General features: G+C 53.0%; 13 protein-coding genes and 3 pseudogenes. All 16 read right to left on the reverse strand.

Annotated elements, in window-relative coordinates:
• Positions 1-9: 9 nt before the first annotated feature.
• Positions 10-2178, reverse strand: coding sequence for a flagellin (locus tag AB1483_11195; protein ID MEW6413018.1), 2169 nt, complete (start codon positions 2176-2178; stop codon positions 10-12).
• Positions 2179-2467: 289 nt separating this feature from the next.
• Positions 2468-5140 carry a tetratricopeptide repeat protein gene (locus tag AB1483_11200; protein MEW6413019.1) on the reverse strand — a complete coding sequence of 891 codons (2673 nt, stop codon included), beginning with the start codon at positions 5138-5140 and terminating at the stop codon, positions 2468-2470.
• Between the two features lie 10 nt (positions 5141-5150).
• Positions 5151-6782 (reverse strand): glycosyltransferase, encoded by a 1632-nt coding sequence (locus tag AB1483_11205; protein ID MEW6413020.1) that lies wholly within the window; start codon positions 6780-6782, stop codon positions 5151-5153.
• Between the two features lie 71 nt (positions 6783-6853).
• Positions 6854-7333 (reverse strand): flagellar assembly protein FliW, encoded by a 480-nt coding sequence (gene fliW, locus AB1483_11210; GenBank protein MEW6413021.1) that lies wholly within the window; start codon positions 7331-7333, stop codon positions 6854-6856.
• Between the two features lie 19 nt (positions 7334-7352).
• A complete protein-coding gene (gene flgL / locus AB1483_11215; GenBank protein MEW6413022.1) occupies positions 7353-9278 on the reverse strand; it encodes a flagellar hook-associated protein FlgL in 1926 nt (641 codons plus the stop codon).
• 190 nt (positions 9279-9468) lie between these two features.
• A pseudogene (gene csrA, locus AB1483_11220) lies at positions 9469-9642 on the reverse strand (carbon storage regulator CsrA).
• A 38-nt stretch (positions 9643-9680) separates the two neighbouring features.
• Complete coding sequence (gene flgK / locus AB1483_11225) at positions 9681-11066, reverse strand: flagellar hook-associated protein FlgK (protein MEW6413023.1); 1386 nt, start codon at positions 11064-11066, stop codon at positions 9681-9683.
• On the reverse strand, positions 11066-11551 hold the full coding sequence (locus AB1483_11230) for a flagellar protein FlgN (protein ID MEW6413024.1): 486 nt from the start codon (positions 11549-11551) through the stop codon (positions 11066-11068). The genes flgK and AB1483_11230 overlap by 1 nt, the downstream gene beginning before the upstream one ends.
• Before the next feature lie 24 nt (positions 11552-11575).
• A pseudogene (locus AB1483_11235) lies at positions 11576-11992 on the reverse strand (lytic transglycosylase domain-containing protein).
• Between the two features lie 246 nt (positions 11993-12238).
• A pseudogene (locus AB1483_11240) lies at positions 12239-12541 on the reverse strand (rod-binding protein).
• Entirely contained in the window at positions 12541-13677 is a 1137-nt protein-coding gene (locus AB1483_11245) for a flagellar basal body P-ring protein FlgI (protein MEW6413025.1), read from the reverse strand. Before AB1483_11245 ends, AB1483_11240 begins: the two are co-directional and overlap by 1 nt.
• Before the next feature lie 8 nt (positions 13678-13685).
• Positions 13686-14273 carry a flagellar basal body L-ring protein FlgH gene (locus AB1483_11250; GenBank protein MEW6413026.1) on the reverse strand — a complete coding sequence of 196 codons (588 nt, stop codon included), beginning with the start codon at positions 14271-14273 and terminating at the stop codon, positions 13686-13688.
• Between the two features lie 22 nt (positions 14274-14295).
• On the reverse strand, positions 14296-14988 hold the full coding sequence (flgA, locus tag AB1483_11255; GenBank protein ID MEW6413027.1) for a flagellar basal body P-ring formation chaperone FlgA: 693 nt from the start codon (positions 14986-14988) through the stop codon (positions 14296-14298).
• Between the two features lie 6 nt (positions 14989-14994).
• Positions 14995-15783, reverse strand: coding sequence for a flagellar basal-body rod protein FlgG (gene flgG / locus AB1483_11260; GenBank protein ID MEW6413028.1), 789 nt, complete (start codon positions 15781-15783; stop codon positions 14995-14997).
• 30 nt (positions 15784-15813) lie between these two features.
• Entirely contained in the window at positions 15814-16545 is a 732-nt protein-coding gene (locus AB1483_11265; protein MEW6413029.1) for a flagellar hook-basal body protein, read from the reverse strand.
• A gap of 171 nt (positions 16546-16716) precedes the next feature.
• Positions 16717-17175, reverse strand: coding sequence for a flagellar FliJ family protein (locus tag AB1483_11270; protein ID MEW6413030.1), 459 nt, complete (start codon positions 17173-17175; stop codon positions 16717-16719).

Raw genomic sequence — 17175 nt, forward strand, 5'->3', positions numbered from 1 at the left:
AAAGATGGCTTAGAACAACGACAGAACCACCTGCGGAAGCTGGTTAGCCTGAGCCAGCATCGAAGTACCGGCCTGGACCAGAATCTGATTCTTGGTGAATTCTGACATCTCTTCAGCCATGTCAGTGTCGCGAATCTGCGATTCAGAAGCCGTCAGGTTCTGAGCCGCAATCCTGAGGTTTCTCAGGTTGGATTCCAGAGTGTTCTTCTGGAAGCTACCGAGAGTACCACGGGTCGTGGAAACCTCATTAATAGCCGCGTCGATAATCGACTGGGCATCCTGAGCGCCCTGTACGGTGGTCACATCGATTTCGGACAGCGCACGGAACATGTTGTCGGAAAGACCGGTTCCGAGCGATGAAGCCGACATGTTGCGCAGACCGATGCTGGCGGTCTGACCGACGTTGGCGCCAATCTGGAAGACCAGCGACTGGTCGACGTTGTTGATGGTCTCGGTGCCGCCTTCGGAGGTCAGGCTGTAAAGCAGTCTGAGAGACTCCGAACGATCGGCGTTGAATACCGTGCTTTCGACACCGGCGGTAACGGAAGTGGCCGGGCCGCCGTCCAGACGGACATCAAACTTCGCGGCCTGAACATCAAGAAGCAGGCTGCCGAGGTTAACGCCGTTAAGAGCGGTAGCTACGGTCATCTCAACGAGACCCTGACCGGTAACGCCATCAGCCTTGTTCTTCAGCGTAATGTCGCTGGTCGAACCATACTTGACAGCGTCAACGGTGTTGGTATAGTTGTCGAACGCAATTAAGGCATCGGTTCCGGAATTTGCCAGCGTATCAACGGTCATATTGAGAACGTTCAATACGTTCTGGGTCCCGGTCGGACCAGCGTCAACCTTCAACGTATAAGACGAACCTTCGTCGTTGGTATGAATGCTGATCTGGTTGCTGTTGACAACCTCAGCATCGATATCCGAAACGCCCGTATTACCCTGAACTTTGCCGAAAGCAGTGTCCAGAGCGGTGTCGAGACGAGTCACGAGGTCAGCAAGGCTGCTATAAACCGAAGCGTTTATAACGATGGCCGCATTGGACGCTGCACTATTGGTCGCCGTGTTGACAGTCATCGCGATAGTGCCGGAAGAGGCACCACGGTCATTGGCGGCACCCACCGTGAACAGAGCGGCAGCCGCTGTGGTCGAGGAAGCCTTGGTCTGCAGTGAGTACTGGGCACCCTGGTTGGCGGTCTTGAAACGAATCTCACCATCGTCAGTACCGGTTACAACCACCTTACCGGCCAGAGCAGTGTTAAGGTTTACCTGCGCCTGTATCTTGGCCGCTATTGAGGCACTGTTGTCACCAGCCTCAACAGCAACGCGGAGTGTCTGGTCACCGGTCGGCGACTCACCATTCTCCTGATAGTTCAGAACGACAGAATAGGTGCCTACGTTAGTAGCGTCAGCAGCACCACCGGTGGCTGAGGATGACAGCATAGCAACCGTACCGGCAGCAGCGATCTCCAGACCGTTACCAAAAGCATCGGCCATGGTGATAGCGCCGGAGTTCTTCTGGGCGGTATCGGACGCCTGAAGGACGTCGATATTGTGGATGCCCTCGGACAGGTTGTACGGATCGCCGTCGGTGTTAGCCAGCGACAGACCCAAAGAGGTCGTGTTCAGCGCGGCGCTCGGATCGGCGGTCTTGGTAGCCGTGATCGAGTGCAGACCATCGCTGAGGAACGATTCCTTGATCGTTACGCCGGAGCTGTTGGCCGACGTAATCGTGGCGATGTTGTCCTTGCTGCCATCGAGCAGCTTCTTCGTACCAAACTGAGTGTTGGCGGCAATGCGATCGATAGTGGTGATCGCGTTGTCGATTTCAGCCTGGTCGGCTGCCAGCTGATCGGCATCGTTGAAGCCTTCGTTGGCCGCGTGAATGGCCAACTCCCTCATCGAAATCAACAGGTTGTTAATTTCGGTGATGGCTCCTTCAGCAGTCTGGATCATCGAAATCGATCCTTCCGAGTTCGCGATAGCGCGGTTCAGACCGGCAATCTGAGCACGGAACTGCTCGGAAATAACCAGACCGGCCGGATCATCGGCACCCTGGTTAATCCGGTAACCGGATGACAACCTCTGCATGGATTTTTCCAACGCGCTGTTGGTTTCCACCAAGTTTCTGTGCGCGTTGAGCGCTGCCAGGTTGTGGTTAATGCGAAGTGACATGTGTCATCTCCTCCTTGAAGAGTTTGGGGTGTCCTTACCCCGATTTAGTTATGTTGGTTTCTGTTGTTCGACACAAACGTTCACTTCCCATGTGACAGGATTACCGGCTGGACCTGCATCAATGGCCCGCCGCCTCAGCAATTACGCAACCCTCCTTACTCTCTGAATCAGTTGTACTCCTCTCATAGTTGTTATAATCCCTTAAGATTGTAATCGGCAGAAATCACTCCGACTTTATAGTTTAGAGTGATTTTAAGATGTGTGTTTTGAAGGCTGGATTACCGAAAAATCACGCGCTCAAAACCGGCTGACTGAGATTTTCCAGTTTTTTTCGGGCCGGCTCGCATTCGGGATCGAGTTCGAGAACCCGCCTGAAGCCGAGTCTGGCCGAATCGCTATGTCCCATATTGAGATAGCACTCTGACAGATTGAAAAGCGCACCGGCGTCCTGAGGACAACTACCCAGATACTGCTCATAATGCTCGAGCGCTTCGGAAAACTGACCGCATCCAAGATGCAGATCACCGATAATCTTTCGAATCTGGGGTTCGGCGCCGTTTAGCTGAAGATACTTGGCCAGCGCTTCAATCGCCTCTAACGACTTATTCTGCCGTGCCTTAGCAAGTCCAAGGTTGCGGTAGGCAACATCCAGCGGCGTTCCCTTCGCCAAAGCCTGCTCGTAATACTGCTCCGCTCTGTCAAACTGTTTCATTTTGAAATAGCAGTTGCCAAGGTCATTGAGCAGGGCTGCGTTCTGACCTGCTTTCTCAAGTACCGATTCATAATAAGCCACTGCCTGCTCCAAGCGGCCTGATTTCATGTATGTTTCGGCCAGTTCCAGACGGGTCCTCGCATTATCCGACAATTCAATCGCCGCCCTGAATTGACTCTCGGCCTCATTGTCACGATTTGTATCAAGAAGCAGTCTTCCGTATTTGATCCTCACCGCCGCATTCGCGCTGTCAACTTCTATGGCCTTTTGATACCACTGTTCGGCCAGCTCGGTATTCTGCCTCGCCAGAGCTATGGCGGCCAAACCAACAGCGGAATCCACCCGCCGCGTCGTCAAATCAAACTGATTGCGGTAGTATTTCTCGGCTTCATCGAGACTGCCCTCGGCCATGAAAATATCTGCCAGACGAAGGTTCACCTCAAAGTAACCGGGATAAAGCTCCACTGTCTTCAGATAGTATTCTTTCGCCTCCTGCCTGACTGACATCATTTCGGCAATCAGGCCAAGTCCATAGTAGGCGTTTGCCCGGCTGTCGATGTGGGTCAGTATCAGGCAGTCCGTCTCGACGCCCGGATCATAATTCGCCTGTATGTCGAGATACCGATTATAAGCCTCACGTGCATCTTGCCACTGCTCCTGTTGAGCGTAGATGTGTGCTTTCAAAAGAAGCGGGTCGAGATAATCCGGCTTGAGTTCAAGTGCTCTATCGCAATATTCCATTGCCGTCTTGAAATCACGTTTGTTGAAGTTCGCCCAGGCGATTTGATCGAGACACATCAAATGCACGTGCCGATCAGCCTTGTTTTTCGGATTGGTGAGTTCCACGGCCCGCGATGCGGATTCTATGATGACAGGAATGTTATTGGCCAGATAACCTGCCCCTTCCCCCTTAAGAAGCTGAGCATAATTAAACAGCGCGAAAGCATTGTCGGGGTTCTCTTCGAGCTGTTTTTCCAAAAGCACTTTACTGCGAAGAAACTTGGCACGCATCTTCTCGGGATTCAAACCGTACCCAAGATGCTTGATCCTGATTCCTGTCCTGAGCACGAGGTGCTCTTCCCCCAGCTTCAGCAGATTGTGAACGATTCCTTCATAGCGAAGACCGACCTTCTTCCTCCAGAACCTCACCGATGGCAGAAAGGTCGTCAATTCTTCTTTCTTGCCGTAAACGTTGAATACATTAATCGAGATAATGTTTACATCATCCTGATTGATAAGCCGGCGAAGCGACGGGAGATCATCCTCCACAAACCGCTCGTCAGCGTCGATGATAAACACCCAGTCACTGGTGGCCAGCTCGACGGAATAGTTGCGGTGTTTGGAAAAATTGCCTTCCCACGGCTGATGAAACACCTTCGCGCCGAATGACTCGGCGATCTCCACCGTTCGGTCGGTCGAACCGGTATCAACCACTATTATCTCATCCACCCAGTCACGAATCGATTCGAGACAGTCCGGCAGCAGTTCTTCCTCGTTTTTCACCATCAGACAGGCCGACACCGTGGCCCGCTCGTTCAGGCTGGCGGAGAGAAGCCTCAATTCCTGTACCTGACGGCACTTCTTCAACCCTTCCGCGATAATCGACCTGGCCGAATCGAGATCGCCGTGATGCCGGGCTACGTTTACCAGATTTATGTAGGGCAAATGATTTGCCGGATCCAACTGTCGCGACCTGTCGAACATATCGATAGCCTGCTGCCATTGCGAACGTTCGAAGTAGGCTGACCCTAAAAAGTTCAACAACTGGCTCAGGTAGTTGGTCGATGCCGAGTACTCGACTCGCGGACTCTTATCCTCCTCGAGTTTTTCGTATTGCCGGAGGTATTCGTTCCCCCGGGTAATAACTTTATCATATTCGCGCATTCTGAGGTGAACATAGCTCAGCACATATCTGAAATCCAGCGCCCCGGGTTCATCTTTCAATCCCCGCTCACATATCTCTTCCGCCTCAACCAGCCTATTAATGTTGGCATACCCGAATGCCAGCAGACGGTTGTAGACCTTTCTGGATGTCTCGTCATCGAATGGATACCGCGATTCCAGAGACAACAGGGTTTCTACGATTTTCTCCTCGGTTCCATTCTGAAGGTAGTGATCCGCAAGCATCAGACGTGCTTTGATGTCATCGGCATTTTGCGCGACGGCCCTCTGCAGCCGGTCAAGCTCGCTGTTGCCGACGACGGTCGAGTTCGTCTTCTGTTTTGTCCTGCTCTTGTTGTTCCTGCTCATGATTCTTTCGTCAATGCGGCTGAAGCTGCGCGGTTTGCTGCTCTATCAATTGAGCAAGTTCGTTCGAAATCGTAGCGAGTTTATCCTCGAGCCCATAGTTATCAATAATAAACTGGCGGTTTTTCTCTGCCAGCCCGGCTCTATCATCTTTCTCCAGCCTCTTGAGAAGCTCCAGACATTCGTCCGGGTCATTGTACAGGTATTCCCGGGGATACAACCCCTTCGCCCCGTACCAGTTGTGAATCAGCGGCATTAACCCGGCGGCCATCCCCTCGGCAATCGAATAGTGGAATGACTCAAACAGCGAGGTTGATATGACAAAATCCTTGTCCGCGTACCACGCCGGCATATCATCTATCCATCCGTCAAAATAAACCGGCAGCGGGTTTTCCTTCAGAAAATGCTCAAAATACAACTGAATGCGCGGGTCCTGATGCGCTCCGGCGAGGTGGAGCGTGTACTGGGGATCGTACTGATGAATCTTCTTGAAGCAATAAAGCAACAACTCCGGATTCTTCTTATAATTAATGTATCCGACCGATGCTATTTTCTTGCCGTAAACCTTTGACCGGGGAATCGTGTACAGGGTGGTGTCCACAGCGTTATGGATAACCTTGTATGGCGTCGTTATTTTGAAATGCTTGTCGAGCACGTCTTTTACGGATCCATTCACGAAAATCAACAGATCGACCTTGGTCCAATCGACTCTACCGGGCATATCGCTGAACGCCTCGTAACTGTGGAGGCGACAGACCATTTTACACGTTTTGGGCATGGTGGTAGCCTCGATGAGTAGCTGGTCGCACCACTCGAACCAGGCGATATCGGCCCATTCCAGGAGCTGACGCATCCGCTCTCGCGAGCCGCCGTTAAAGGTTTTGATTTCGTTGGCAAGCGCCAGATGACGCACTATATCGACGGCAAACGTATCAATGCCGGCGAATACGGCTATCTTCTTGCCGGAAATCGCCCGCATCTCCGTTCGCTTCCCTGGCTCGAGGACTACTGCGTCCTGCTCGTCGGCTATTTTCTCAAGGTTTCTGGCCCAGCCTCTTATCTCCCTGATCGACTTGTGGGTCACTCCGGATGCCCTGGCGTTAAGCAGCAGCAGCCGCTTGCCTTCGTCGACCATCTTCTTCTCGACAAGGATTTCCATGGCGTTGTCACGGGCAAGAGAGAGATTTGGATCTATGAGCAGCGCCTGACGCCAGCAGTCCAAAGCCCCGCTGACTTCATCTTTATTAATGTGCAGCACCGCCAGATCATTATACAGCGCCGCGTTTTTTGGATTTTTCTTCAATAGCTCCTTGAGCCGACTTTGCGCCTCAGCCAGGGCGCCATTTTGCAAGTCCAGCAGCGCCAGATTGTAACCGGCGTCAAAATCATCCGGCGATTGGTCGAGAACTTTTTCGAACAAACCGTAGGCATGCTCCCGCTCCCCGCGCGCCAGCGCGACTGCCGCCGCGGTAGACAGCAGGTGGCCGGACACATCTGGCTGCTCCGCCAGTATTGAGATTAACGAGTAGGCTTTCTCCAGGTCATTATTTACCAGGGATTCGTTGGCGAGTCTGGTGATTTCGTCAATCGTCACGCTACCCTGCGACAATTGCTCGCGCAAGAGGGCGATCTGTGGATGATCCATGCTTTGACTCCTATGTCGGTTGCCACCGCACGGCGATCAAGGTCCGTAGCGGCAATCAAAAACGTCCTGACCTACACTCCGGCCAGTTCGGGAATTTCGGTTTCAGCCTCTTTTGCCTGTTTCGGCAACGTGTCTAAAATCCGATGAGCGATACAGTACTCGGAATTAACCAGTATCAACTGCTTAGCCCTGTTGTTCTCGGTGTTGATTATCACCGGTCCCTGAAGGTTGGCTGAAATCTCGCTGGGGTCCTCCGGTACCGTCACAATCACATAAGTCTCCACCGATTCAACTCTGTCGACTTCGAGCTCCGCTATCTCATTGGAGTTTACCTCGATCCTGTAACGGGGGAAAAACACCCTGGGATTGATGACGAGAAACGCTACCGCCGGATCGTCGACCGACTGAAACCATAAAAATGGCTTCGTCTCCTCGACATCCACCAAACAATAACGTGTCAGATGCTCAAAACCGAGTATCGGCTTGACGGTTCTGACCACTTTCTCATCGGGAATCTCAAGCTGTCCCAGTCGCAAACTGTTAACTATCATAGATCCCATCCTTCTTTGTCTATCTCAGAAAATCCAGTAATGACGGTTGTATAATTCTGGCGGTGGCAAGAAGCGCCGCCTGGTAATTGTTCTCATATACGGCCAGTCTGCTGGCCAAATCGGTGATGTCGGCGTCCTCGACCTCGGACAACCTTTGAGTGAAAGTCAGCTCTTGATCGACCAGTCGACCCGTCGTGCTCTCGAGCCGAATGGACCGACTGCCCACCGATGAACGTTCGTACAGAAGCTGATCGATAGCGCTCTCGAAATTGCCCAGAAGTAGCCCGACGGCCTCCTGATCATCCGCCTCCAGCGCGTTGATCAACGCGAGCGCCGAGCCCATCATGTCACTTGATCCATAGATACCGAAATCCATGGCGGTGCTGCCGTTGGCCACATCCTCTATCGTGAACGACCGCGTCGGGTCGTTATTCACTATTTGAATTCCCCGGCCGTCGGGATTAATCGATGCCGTGATATCCAGACCGGAGGTGTTGAAAGCATCCAGGACGTCCTGTACGGTCACGATTGACGGACTGCCGAGATCGAGAAACGTTGTTCGCTCGCCCTGACAGACCTTGATTTCGCCCAGCTCGAACCCCAGCCCGTGATTGAGATCGGCAAGATTGGTAGATTCGAGAAGAAGCGGATCCAGATCGGCCCCCGGGAAATCGGCGAAGAATTCGCCCACAATGCCCAGATCTGCGGCTGTGGTTCCCGGTCCCTCGATGACCTCAAAACTGACCGTCGGGTTCAAATCATCACCCACGAGCGTCGGATTAATCTGCCCGTCAATTCCCAGGTTGGCGGCGACGCTGCTGTGATAGCCAATCTCCTCAATAGACAATCCGAGTGGCGTACCGTTGTTATCGACTATCTCAAAGCCCGTTCCGGCCGCATTTATCCGCATCGATAAGTTCGGTATGCCCGCCGCCTGAACCTGCCCGTTGAAATTGTCAATTATGTCAAGGATCGTTTCCGACCCGCTGAAATCTATCTGGACATCGATCGTGTCATGATCCGTCAACCGAATCTTACCTTCCGAGAGATCGACCCCGTTTCCGCCGTTTATGACGTCAAGCGAAGTCACCTCGGAAATCAGACCGTTTTGGGTCGTATCCATCAGAATGTTGTTCCCCTCATCCCCAATCCTGGCGGTGAGATTTCCAATCCCGAACCAGGTCAGATAGGCGTTGATACCGTTGACCGCCTCCTCGACCGTGGTGCAGAAGCCCAGGAATATGTTCGCGGTAATGCCCGTGTTTCGGTCAACAATGGTAAACGAACCCGGAGCCAGATCGACACCTTCGCCATTATGCAGGTTCGACAGCAGGGTGCTGCCGGTAACACCCACATCGAGGTCGGCGTTTTCCCCCAGGACCGAGAACTGCTTGAGGAAGGTGTCGGCGCCGTTGATGTTTATAGGCATATCCGTGGAGTTGTCGATCTCAAACTTTATCGAGCCGTAATCGCCGTTATAACGCACACCGTTGCTGGACGCTATCAGCGCCCGTTCGTCGGTGCGGTAACCGCTGAAAATGTACTTGTCTTCCAGTTTGTGGTTGCCCAGCTGCATCAACTGCTCGAATATCTGCTTCACTTCGGTCGCGGCCGCGGTGCGGGACGTACCGTCATCATCGGCCACTTCGTTGGCCATGGTGACAGCGATTTCCCTCAGTTGGGTAATAAGGTCCTTGGCGTCGGCCAAAACCGTGTCATATGACTGCTGCCACTGCTGGCCCCGGCTGACATTTTTCTGGTACTGGGCGTTCTTGGCCAGTTCCGAGCGATAATCCAGGTCACGAATTGTGCCAAGGGGATCGTCGGAAGGCTGGTTGATTCGCCTGCCGTTGGACAACTGCGTCTGCACTTTAAGCAGCCGCGATAGAGCAGCCTGGGTGTTATACAACACCGCGCTGTTCATCATGGCGTTCGTTACTCTCATCGCTTAACTCCTGACCGCCGCTACGTCGCTACGGCCTGCGGGGGCGACGATTGCTGGACGAGTTTTTCTCCTTACGGCTGTCATCCTTGTAGTCGATTTCCGGAGCAGAAGCAGTCTCCTTCTTGCCGCTGGAAATCTTTCCTTTGATCAGGTTGACCATTCCCTTCAAATCCTTGGTGATTGACTTCGATGCCCTGCGATTCTCTTCCTGTATCTTCACATAAATTTCCTCGCGGTGCACCACCACATCGAGCGGAGCGTCAATCCCGATTCTTACCTGTCGGCCGTGAATCCCCAACACGGAGATTCTGATGTCCTCCCCGATGTTAATAGACTCACCCAACTTCCTTGTTAGTATCAGCACAGTACACCCTCCTTAGTGTTGCCTGTCAAACCGCCCTGTTACCTTCCGACTATCCCCATCCCTGAGATAACCGTATCGAGGGCTTCATCAATAGCTGTTATGACCCGCGCCGCGGCTTCGTATGCCTGCTGATATTTGACCATATTGGTCATTTCTTCATCCAGGGATACCCCCTGAACCGATTCGCGGGAGTTGGATATCTGCTGTGTCAGCAAATCAAAATTCGATGCGAACGACTGGGCTTCTCGCGATTTCACACCCAGCGCTCCAACCATCGAATTGTAATATTCCGTTATGGATAAAGTTCCGTTTTCGAGCACCCCGGTATCGCGAAGCTTGCTAATCGCTACCGCGGTTTCCTGGTCGCCTTCCTCACCGCTGGCCGAGGCGGCAATACGTGACGGGTCATGTAAAATCTCCGCACTTATACAGATGTTGTGCGCTTCGACACAATCCGGATCGAAGAAATTAACGCCGGTCGAGCCGTTGGCTCCGTACCCGGTCACGTGGATGGCGTTCACCTGCTCCACGATAGTACGCGCCAGCGTGTTGAGCTCATCCATATACTTCGGCACGATCTTGTCGCGTGAGTCTATCAGACCCTTCAGTTGCCCGTTTTTGTTGACCAGTTCAACCGAGGTTCCCTCCCAGACCAGCTTGTGGGTCGGTACGCCGTCTATGTTTACGAGCTTGGTGCCGACCCGAATAGACTCCGGACCGTTCACGATCGACATCGACCCCATGTAAACTGTCAGGTCACCGTTGGCCTGCTCGACGCTGTTGACATCTATGAGCGTTGACAGCTCATCCAGAAGCAAATCGCGCCTGTCTCTCAGATCATTGGCGTGGGTTCCCCCGAGCTCCTGCGATTTGATCTGATTGTTGAGCATGGCGATTTCCGTGGTGATCATATTGACCTGTTCGGTCACATTTACTATGTCCTCATCGAGCGACTCCTGAAGTCGGGTAAGCTCCGACGACAACTCATGAAAGCCGTTTGTCAGACGCTCCGCTTCCGCCAGGATATTTTCGCGCGTGCCCTCGTAAGTCGACAGCGCCGACCAGGATTCCCAGAAAGCATTCAAACGATCCGAAAGAGTGTTGTCGTTCGGCTCATTGAACATGGTTTCAATTTGGGAATAGATCTTCTCCTTGTAGGACCACTGTCCCAGCGACTTGTTTTCCTGGCGATACTGCTGACCGAGAAAGAGGTCGCGGATATGCTTGATATCGGTAACATCTACTCCCGTGCCGAGCACGCCTTGCGTGGTCTGCAGGGGATAGGTTGCCGAGATGTTCACTCTCTGCCGGGAATACCCGGGAGTATCGACGTTGGCGATATTGTGCCCCACCGTATTGAGACAAGCCTGGTTGGCCAATAGCGCTCTGCGTCCTATGTCTAAAGTCTGGAATAAACCGGCCATCACGCCCTCCTGTCCACGACAATGTTTTTGCTGTGCTCTTTTGAAGATCCCTCCTGAGTATAGGTGGACTCAGGACTGTTCACTCGCGACAGCATTTCCATGGTCTTCATGATATACTGGCGGGAACGGTTCAAAAGCATGGCGTTCTGATTACGGGTCGTGGTAATTTTGTCATTGAGATCGAGAATAATGCGCTGCAGTTTTTGCAGGCGGTCGGCCTGATCCTGATCGACAATATCAAGAAGTCGGGTGACATTCAGATCACCGTCGATATTGTTGGCAATCTTGATCTCGCGGACAAGTTCGAGGCGCCGCTTGTTGAGCAGCTGGCTTTCCACGAGCTTTTCCCTCTGCAGGTCCGTTATGTGGCTTAACCCCTCCGCGTCATTCTTGACGAGCATCTCCTGCTGCTTCTCCAGAAGCTCCAGAAATGCCTCGAAGATGGCGGCTTCCCTGCCAATGATCTCTATCAGCTTGTTTATCATATCCTATATTCCCATGCGAGCGTCCTACTCACTATTATCGACTTTAGCAACCCACTCTTTAGGTGTCGCATCACATTCCGTTTGACCGAGCGAGTTGAGTGTATCTATGACTTTCTCAACGTATTTTTGGGTTTCGGTGAAGGGCGGGATGCCGCCGTAACGTTCCACATTCCCCGGACCGGCGTTGTATGCGGCCAGCGCCAGCCGAAGCGATCCGAAACGGTCCACCAGGTGCTTGAGGTAACGGCTGCCGGCATCGATATTCTGCCCCGGGTCAAAAACTTCATCCACACCGTAATCCGAAGCGGTTGAGTCCATTAGCTGCATCAAACCTTTTGCCCCCGCCGGCGACACTGCCGAAGCGTCACCGTTGGACTCGGCCTTGATTACCGAAACGATCAGAGCCGGATCAAGCGATGTCGTGTCGGCCGCCTGGGCGATATATTCGCCGTAGCGCGACAAAATCGAGTCCTGCTTCATAGATACAGGGCGTGATAGCACCGGAAGCTGCTTTGGCTCTTCCACCGGAATCTCGATGGTTTTCGCCGGCTCCGTAATCGGCTCAAACGGCACTGGCTCGATCTTAATCGTCTGACGGGCCTCTTCGCTCAGCGGCCTTACTTCGTTAACCTTATTCTCCGGATCGAATTGTGCCTCCACCAGCTTTTCCATCGACCGGTAAAGCATCTCCGATATTGACTGCTGACCGCCCGAAACCATCTTCTTCGACAACTCCATATCGAACATCTCGGTAAAAATGTCCTTGCTGTTGTCACCCGAAAACGGCCCTCCTTCGTTGAAGGTTGATTCCGGCACAGTTTTGCGCATCGTTTTCAGCATCTGGTACATGAAAAACGACTCGAAATCCTGCGTGGCCTTCCTCAGTCTGGCCTTTTCGCCTTCGAGAGTGCCCGACTTCTGGTCCTTCAGTCTCTCGACATCGGACTGCGGAACCACGACACCTGCGTTTTTGGCAGCGGTTATCGACATCAGAGAATTATCAACTCCGATCTGAGGGCTCCCGCCTGCTTGAGCGCCTGGAATATGGCGATGATATCGCGCGGCGTGGCGCCGATTTTGTTTAGAGCGCTGGCAACATCGGACAGATACACCGAACGCTTCAGATGCACCACTCTCGCCATCTCATCACTCACATTGATGCGCGAATCCTGGGTCACCACGGTCTCGCCGGAACTGAACGGCTCCGGCTGCGATATGACCGGCGTTGACTGTATATTGACCGTAATCGTGCCATGAGCAATGGCCACCGGCTCAATAGTCACGTGCTCGCCGGCGACAATCGTTCCCGTCTTTTCGTTTATCACCACTCGCGCCGTGTTGTCCGGCACCACGGAAAGCTGACCGATATCTGAGATGAACTCGGTGCGATTGAGCGGATGCATGAGCGAATCAGGCACCATCACCCGCACCGTTCCGCCGTTTAAGGCCAGCGCTGTCGTGCCATATTTTATGTTTATCCGCTCGGCGATTCGATGCGCCGTCGTGAAATCCGGATCCCGAAGGGACAGAAACAGCTCGCGCGAATCGTTTGAGGTATCCTCAAGTGATACCGTTACCTTGGCTCCACCCGGGACGCGACCCACCAGCGTGTAGTTATTTACAATCTTATTCGTCTCATCAACCTGAACGTTAAACCCGCCAATCGATACCGCTCCCTGTGCCACGGCCCGGACGGTACCGTTCACATCCGACAGCGGCGTAAGCAGAAGCGTGCCCCCCTGAAGCGAGTTGGCGTCACCGATAGATGACACCGTAACATCGAAATAGGTCCCCTCTTTCTGGACGCTCGACATCTTTGCCGTAACCAAAACCGCGGCCACGTTCTTAACCTTGATCTTAGTGGCGTCGACAGTGAGACCCATCCGCTCCATCATATTGGCCAGCGACTGTATCGTGAACTGCGTGCCGCTGCCGTCTCCGGTGCCATCGAGCCCGATGACGAGTCCGTAGCCGATCAGGTCCACTTCCTGTTTATTCTGAAAATCGCAAATGTCTTTTATGCGGACTTTATTCGCCTCGGCCGGCGCACACAGCATCAAAACGATGGCCAGTATGAACATCAAGCCTGCCGGCGTAGCCAGTTTGCTGAATATAGCTGTCAGCATATGCCCCCCTAAAACAGCCAGTTGAAGAATCTGGTTACGAAACCGGGACGCGACGCCGTATTCGAACTGCCTTTACCGGTGTAATGAATCTCGGCATCGGCAATCAGGTACGAGTCGATAGTGTTGTCCGGGGTGATATCCTTCTGGCGAACAACGCCGGTCAAGGTCAGGGTCTCCCGGTCACCGGAGATACCGAGTGTCCTCGAACCCTCGATTATCAAATCACCGTTCTCCCGGACATCGATGACCGTCACCGACATCTTGGCGCGAAGTGACCCGTTGCGGGTGTTCTCGCCCTTGCCGTCGAAACTGTTCTTGTTCTCGCCGTCGGCGCCGAAAAGCGGGATAAAATCTAGCGTTCCGATTCCCGGCCCGCCGCTGACAGATGATTTTGTCGACTTCTCGGTCTTGTTCTCGACCTTGCTGCTGGCATTGTTCTGTTCGTAAATGAGCACCGTCAAAATGTCCCCAATCTGGTGGGCTTTGATATCGGTGAACAGAGACTGAGCCTGCCCGAAATCGCCGCCATACAGCTTGATGGTAAACGGCAAAAGCAGCAGAGCCGCCAGTATGAGTAAAATCCTTTTTATATTCATAGCACCCTCTAATAGATTGTTCCTATGGGTCTACACTGACCGCGTTCTCGTCAATGACGCGGGCCATTATTATCTTCTTGGTTGCCTTGTTCTTCACCTTGACATAATCGCCGGTGACACCCGACTGAAGAGCGATCCCGGTTGCCGTGATCTTACACAAACCATCGTCGTACACGATGAGTGTCTCCCGGCCGCTCTCCACGTCCGGAATCGGCTCGATCGCTCCGCTGGTCAAAATTTGACCCGGCCTCAAATTGCGCGACGCACGATAGCCTTCAATTTGCTCCACCGACTCCAGCGGCATCTCGGTCAGGTTCGTCACCTCCATCCGCTCGAGACCGAACTGCTCCGGCGAAAGATTATCATTACGACCGACTCGATCCTTTACGACCAGAACAGTCTTATACTTCTTGATCCGCAAACGGACCTGGTTTGACTCTATCTCTTCACCGTTCTCCAGAACGGTGGCAAGCACCGTGAACAAACCGATAGGTTCCTTTTGCGAAAGCGGCCGAAACGTTAACTGGCGTCCCTCGAGAGACTCGGTCTTGAGCTGATTGGTCAACACCTCGATCTCATACACCAGAGGGTCCAGCTCATAGGTGACCATAATCTCGTCCAAAATCACTTCAGAGGGCGTCAGCGATGTCACACCAGGGCAGATCGACGGAACGAGAAATATGAGTACCGCGAGTATTCGTTTAAAAAGCGTCATATCACCTTATCTCTTCAGACTGTTGGCCAGTTGCGCCATATCATCGGCGGTCTGAATCGCCTTCGAATTCATCTCGTAAGCTCTCTGGGCCACGATCATATTGACCATCTCGTCAACCACATCCACGTTGGACATCTCCAGATAACCCTGGTCAATAGAACCCAACCCGCTCTGGGTCGGGACATCCGTAACCGGATCACCCGAAGCTCCCGTCTGAGCAAGCAGGTTGTGCCCGATCGCATTCAAGCCACTCGGATTGATGAAGCGAGCCAACTCTATTTGACCGATCTGCGTCGGCACATCGGTACCGGTCTGGAGTACCTCGACCGTACCATCGCTGCCGATTGAAATCGATGTAGCATCTTCGGGAATAGTAATCTGCGGAAGCAGCATGTACCCTTCCGAAGTCACCACCGTACCGTCGGCGGACATCTTGAAAGCCCCGTCGCGGGTGTAAACTGTGCTGCCATCAGGATACTGCACCTGGAAGAAACCATCGCCGCTGATAGCCATATCCAGCGGGTTGCCTGTGCCCGTAAGGTCACCCTCGGTGAACTGACGGTGCGTTGCGACCGGCTTGGTACCGTAGCCGATGGACAACCCCACCGGAACCTGCGTGCCTATCGACGAAGCGCTTCCCGCCTGACGGATGTTCTGGTAAAGCACGTCCTGAAACTCGACGCTGCTCTTTTTGAAACCTGTCGTATTAACGTTGGCCAGATTGTTGGCTATGTTGTCGACATTCATCTGCTGTGCTATCATGCCCGTAGCGGCTGTTCGCATAGCTTTGATCATAGTTACCTCCTATGTCAACTCTTCACTTTCTTAACCCTTGGTCCCCACGCGATTGAACAGGTGATCCAGTGACTGGTCCTGTATCTGTATCGCCTTGGAGTCGGCCTCATACTGCCTGAAGGAGATAATCATATCAACCATCTCCCTGACGACATCAACGTTGGCGGCTTCGAGATAACCCTGTTGAACCGTGGCGTAATTCACCGGAATCAGAGATATCCCTTCCGGTACGCGAAACATGGAGCTGCCAAGCTTTTCAAGCTGCTCCACGTCTTCGACCGTAACCGGGGTAATCTGGCCCACTGTCGCGCCGTTCACCTGAACCGTACCACTCTGAGCCACCGAAACCTCTCCGTTGCCTACCTGAATAGCTCCACCCTCGGATACCAAAAGAGCTCCTCCTGGAAATTCTATGTAACCGTCGCTGCTGACACTAAAAGCGCCTGCCCGTGTCAGAGCCGTGGAACCATCGGGAAGTTGAAGCTGGAAGAATCCGTCGCCGTCAATGGCCAGATCAAGCTGGTTACCGGTCTTGTCGAAGACGCCGGGCGCGAAGTTGGTATAAACCTCGTCAACCATCGGACGCTCCCAGTCGGACGGCTTGGGGAGATGTCTTCGCTGGGCCTTCGATAATTCCTTGGTAAAGACCGTATCTTTCTTGAAGCCGACGGTGGAAACATTGGCGATGTTGTTCGCTGTCGTTTCCTGCTTCTTGATTCGGGGAATCATCCCGGAAGCCGATGTATATATTCCTTTTATCACGTTTTCCTCCACTTTGTTTAAAGCATGGGCTGTGCCAAACCCTTATCAAACCATTAACCCGCAACACAGCAACGCATTACAAAACACAGCCGCTTTGCCGACAAAGCCTTTTCGGAATCGATTACATATTTGATTGGGAATTTTTTTCTGTATTCGGGTCAATGGAAACGGTCAGCGCTTTGCCCCGGAGTTCTTACGCCGGTAGGTGGTAATGCCGGTTTCGTCCGACTCTTTGGCCAGAACCATTTCAATATGCTGATTGTGATCTTCCTGCTGCCGTTCTTTGAGCTTTTCGTACTTTTTACGCTCGCGCGTAGCCTCAAGCAGTTCTCCCCTGCGAGCGTCCTCTTCCTTCTTGAGTGCCTTGAGAAACTCCTGACCCAGCAGGGAGTCACGTTTCAGCTTGAACAGGTACCGTGAAATCACCAGCATCTCCGCTACCGAAAACGTTCCCGTAGCGCTCTCTCTCTGCCGGTCCCTGGTTGTCTCGCTGAAACCGTCAATCTCTGTCAGCTTCAACTCCTGCTCCTGAACCCGCTGCAAAGTAAAAGCCAGCTTTTTCTGCCGCTCTTTCTCGATGTGCTCTTTCACCTTCAGAAGCGCGTGGAGCCGATACCTAAACTTCTTCAT

The sequence above is a fragment of the Candidatus Zixiibacteriota bacterium genome (assembly GCA_040756055.1).
Taxonomy (GTDB): Bacteria; Zixibacteria; MSB-5A5; order GN15; family FEB-12.

Bases quoted from the DNA above. Each gene is read 5' to 3' on its own strand.
- flgL (MEW6413022.1), bottom strand. From the start codon at position 9,278: ATGAGAGTAACGAACGCCATGATGAACAGCGCGGTGTTGTATAACACC.
- AB1483_11205 (MEW6413020.1), bottom strand. From the start codon at position 6,782: ATGGATCATCCACAGATCGCCCTCTTGCGCGAGCAATTGTCGCAGGGT.
- flgA (MEW6413027.1), bottom strand. From the start codon at position 14,988: ATGACGCTTTTTAAACGAATACTCGCGGTACTCATATTTCTCGTTCCG.
- AB1483_11200 (MEW6413019.1), bottom strand. From the start codon at position 5,140: ATGAGCAGGAACAACAAGAGCAGGACAAAACAGAAGACGAACTCGACC.
- flgK (MEW6413023.1), bottom strand. From the start codon at position 11,066: ATGGCCGGTTTATTCCAGACTTTAGACATAGGACGCAGAGCGCTATTG.
- AB1483_11270 (MEW6413030.1), bottom strand. From the start codon at position 17,175: ATGAAGAAGTTTAGGTATCGGCTCCACGCGCTTCTGAAGGTGAAAGAG.
- AB1483_11195 (MEW6413018.1), bottom strand. From the start codon at position 2,178: ATGTCACTTCGCATTAACCACAACCTGGCAGCGCTCAACGCGCACAGA.
- AB1483_11245 (MEW6413025.1), bottom strand. From the start codon at position 13,677: ATGCTGACAGCTATATTCAGCAAACTGGCTACGCCGGCAGGCTTGATG.
- flgG (MEW6413028.1), bottom strand. From the start codon at position 15,783: ATGATCAAAGCTATGCGAACAGCCGCTACGGGCATGATAGCACAGCAG.
- fliW (MEW6413021.1), bottom strand. From the start codon at position 7,333: ATGATAGTTAACAGTTTGCGACTGGGACAGCTTGAGATTCCCGATGAG.
- AB1483_11250 (MEW6413026.1), bottom strand. From the start codon at position 14,273: ATGAATATAAAAAGGATTTTACTCATACTGGCGGCTCTGCTGCTTTTG.
- AB1483_11230 (MEW6413024.1), bottom strand. From the start codon at position 11,551: ATGATAAACAAGCTGATAGAGATCATTGGCAGGGAAGCCGCCATCTTC.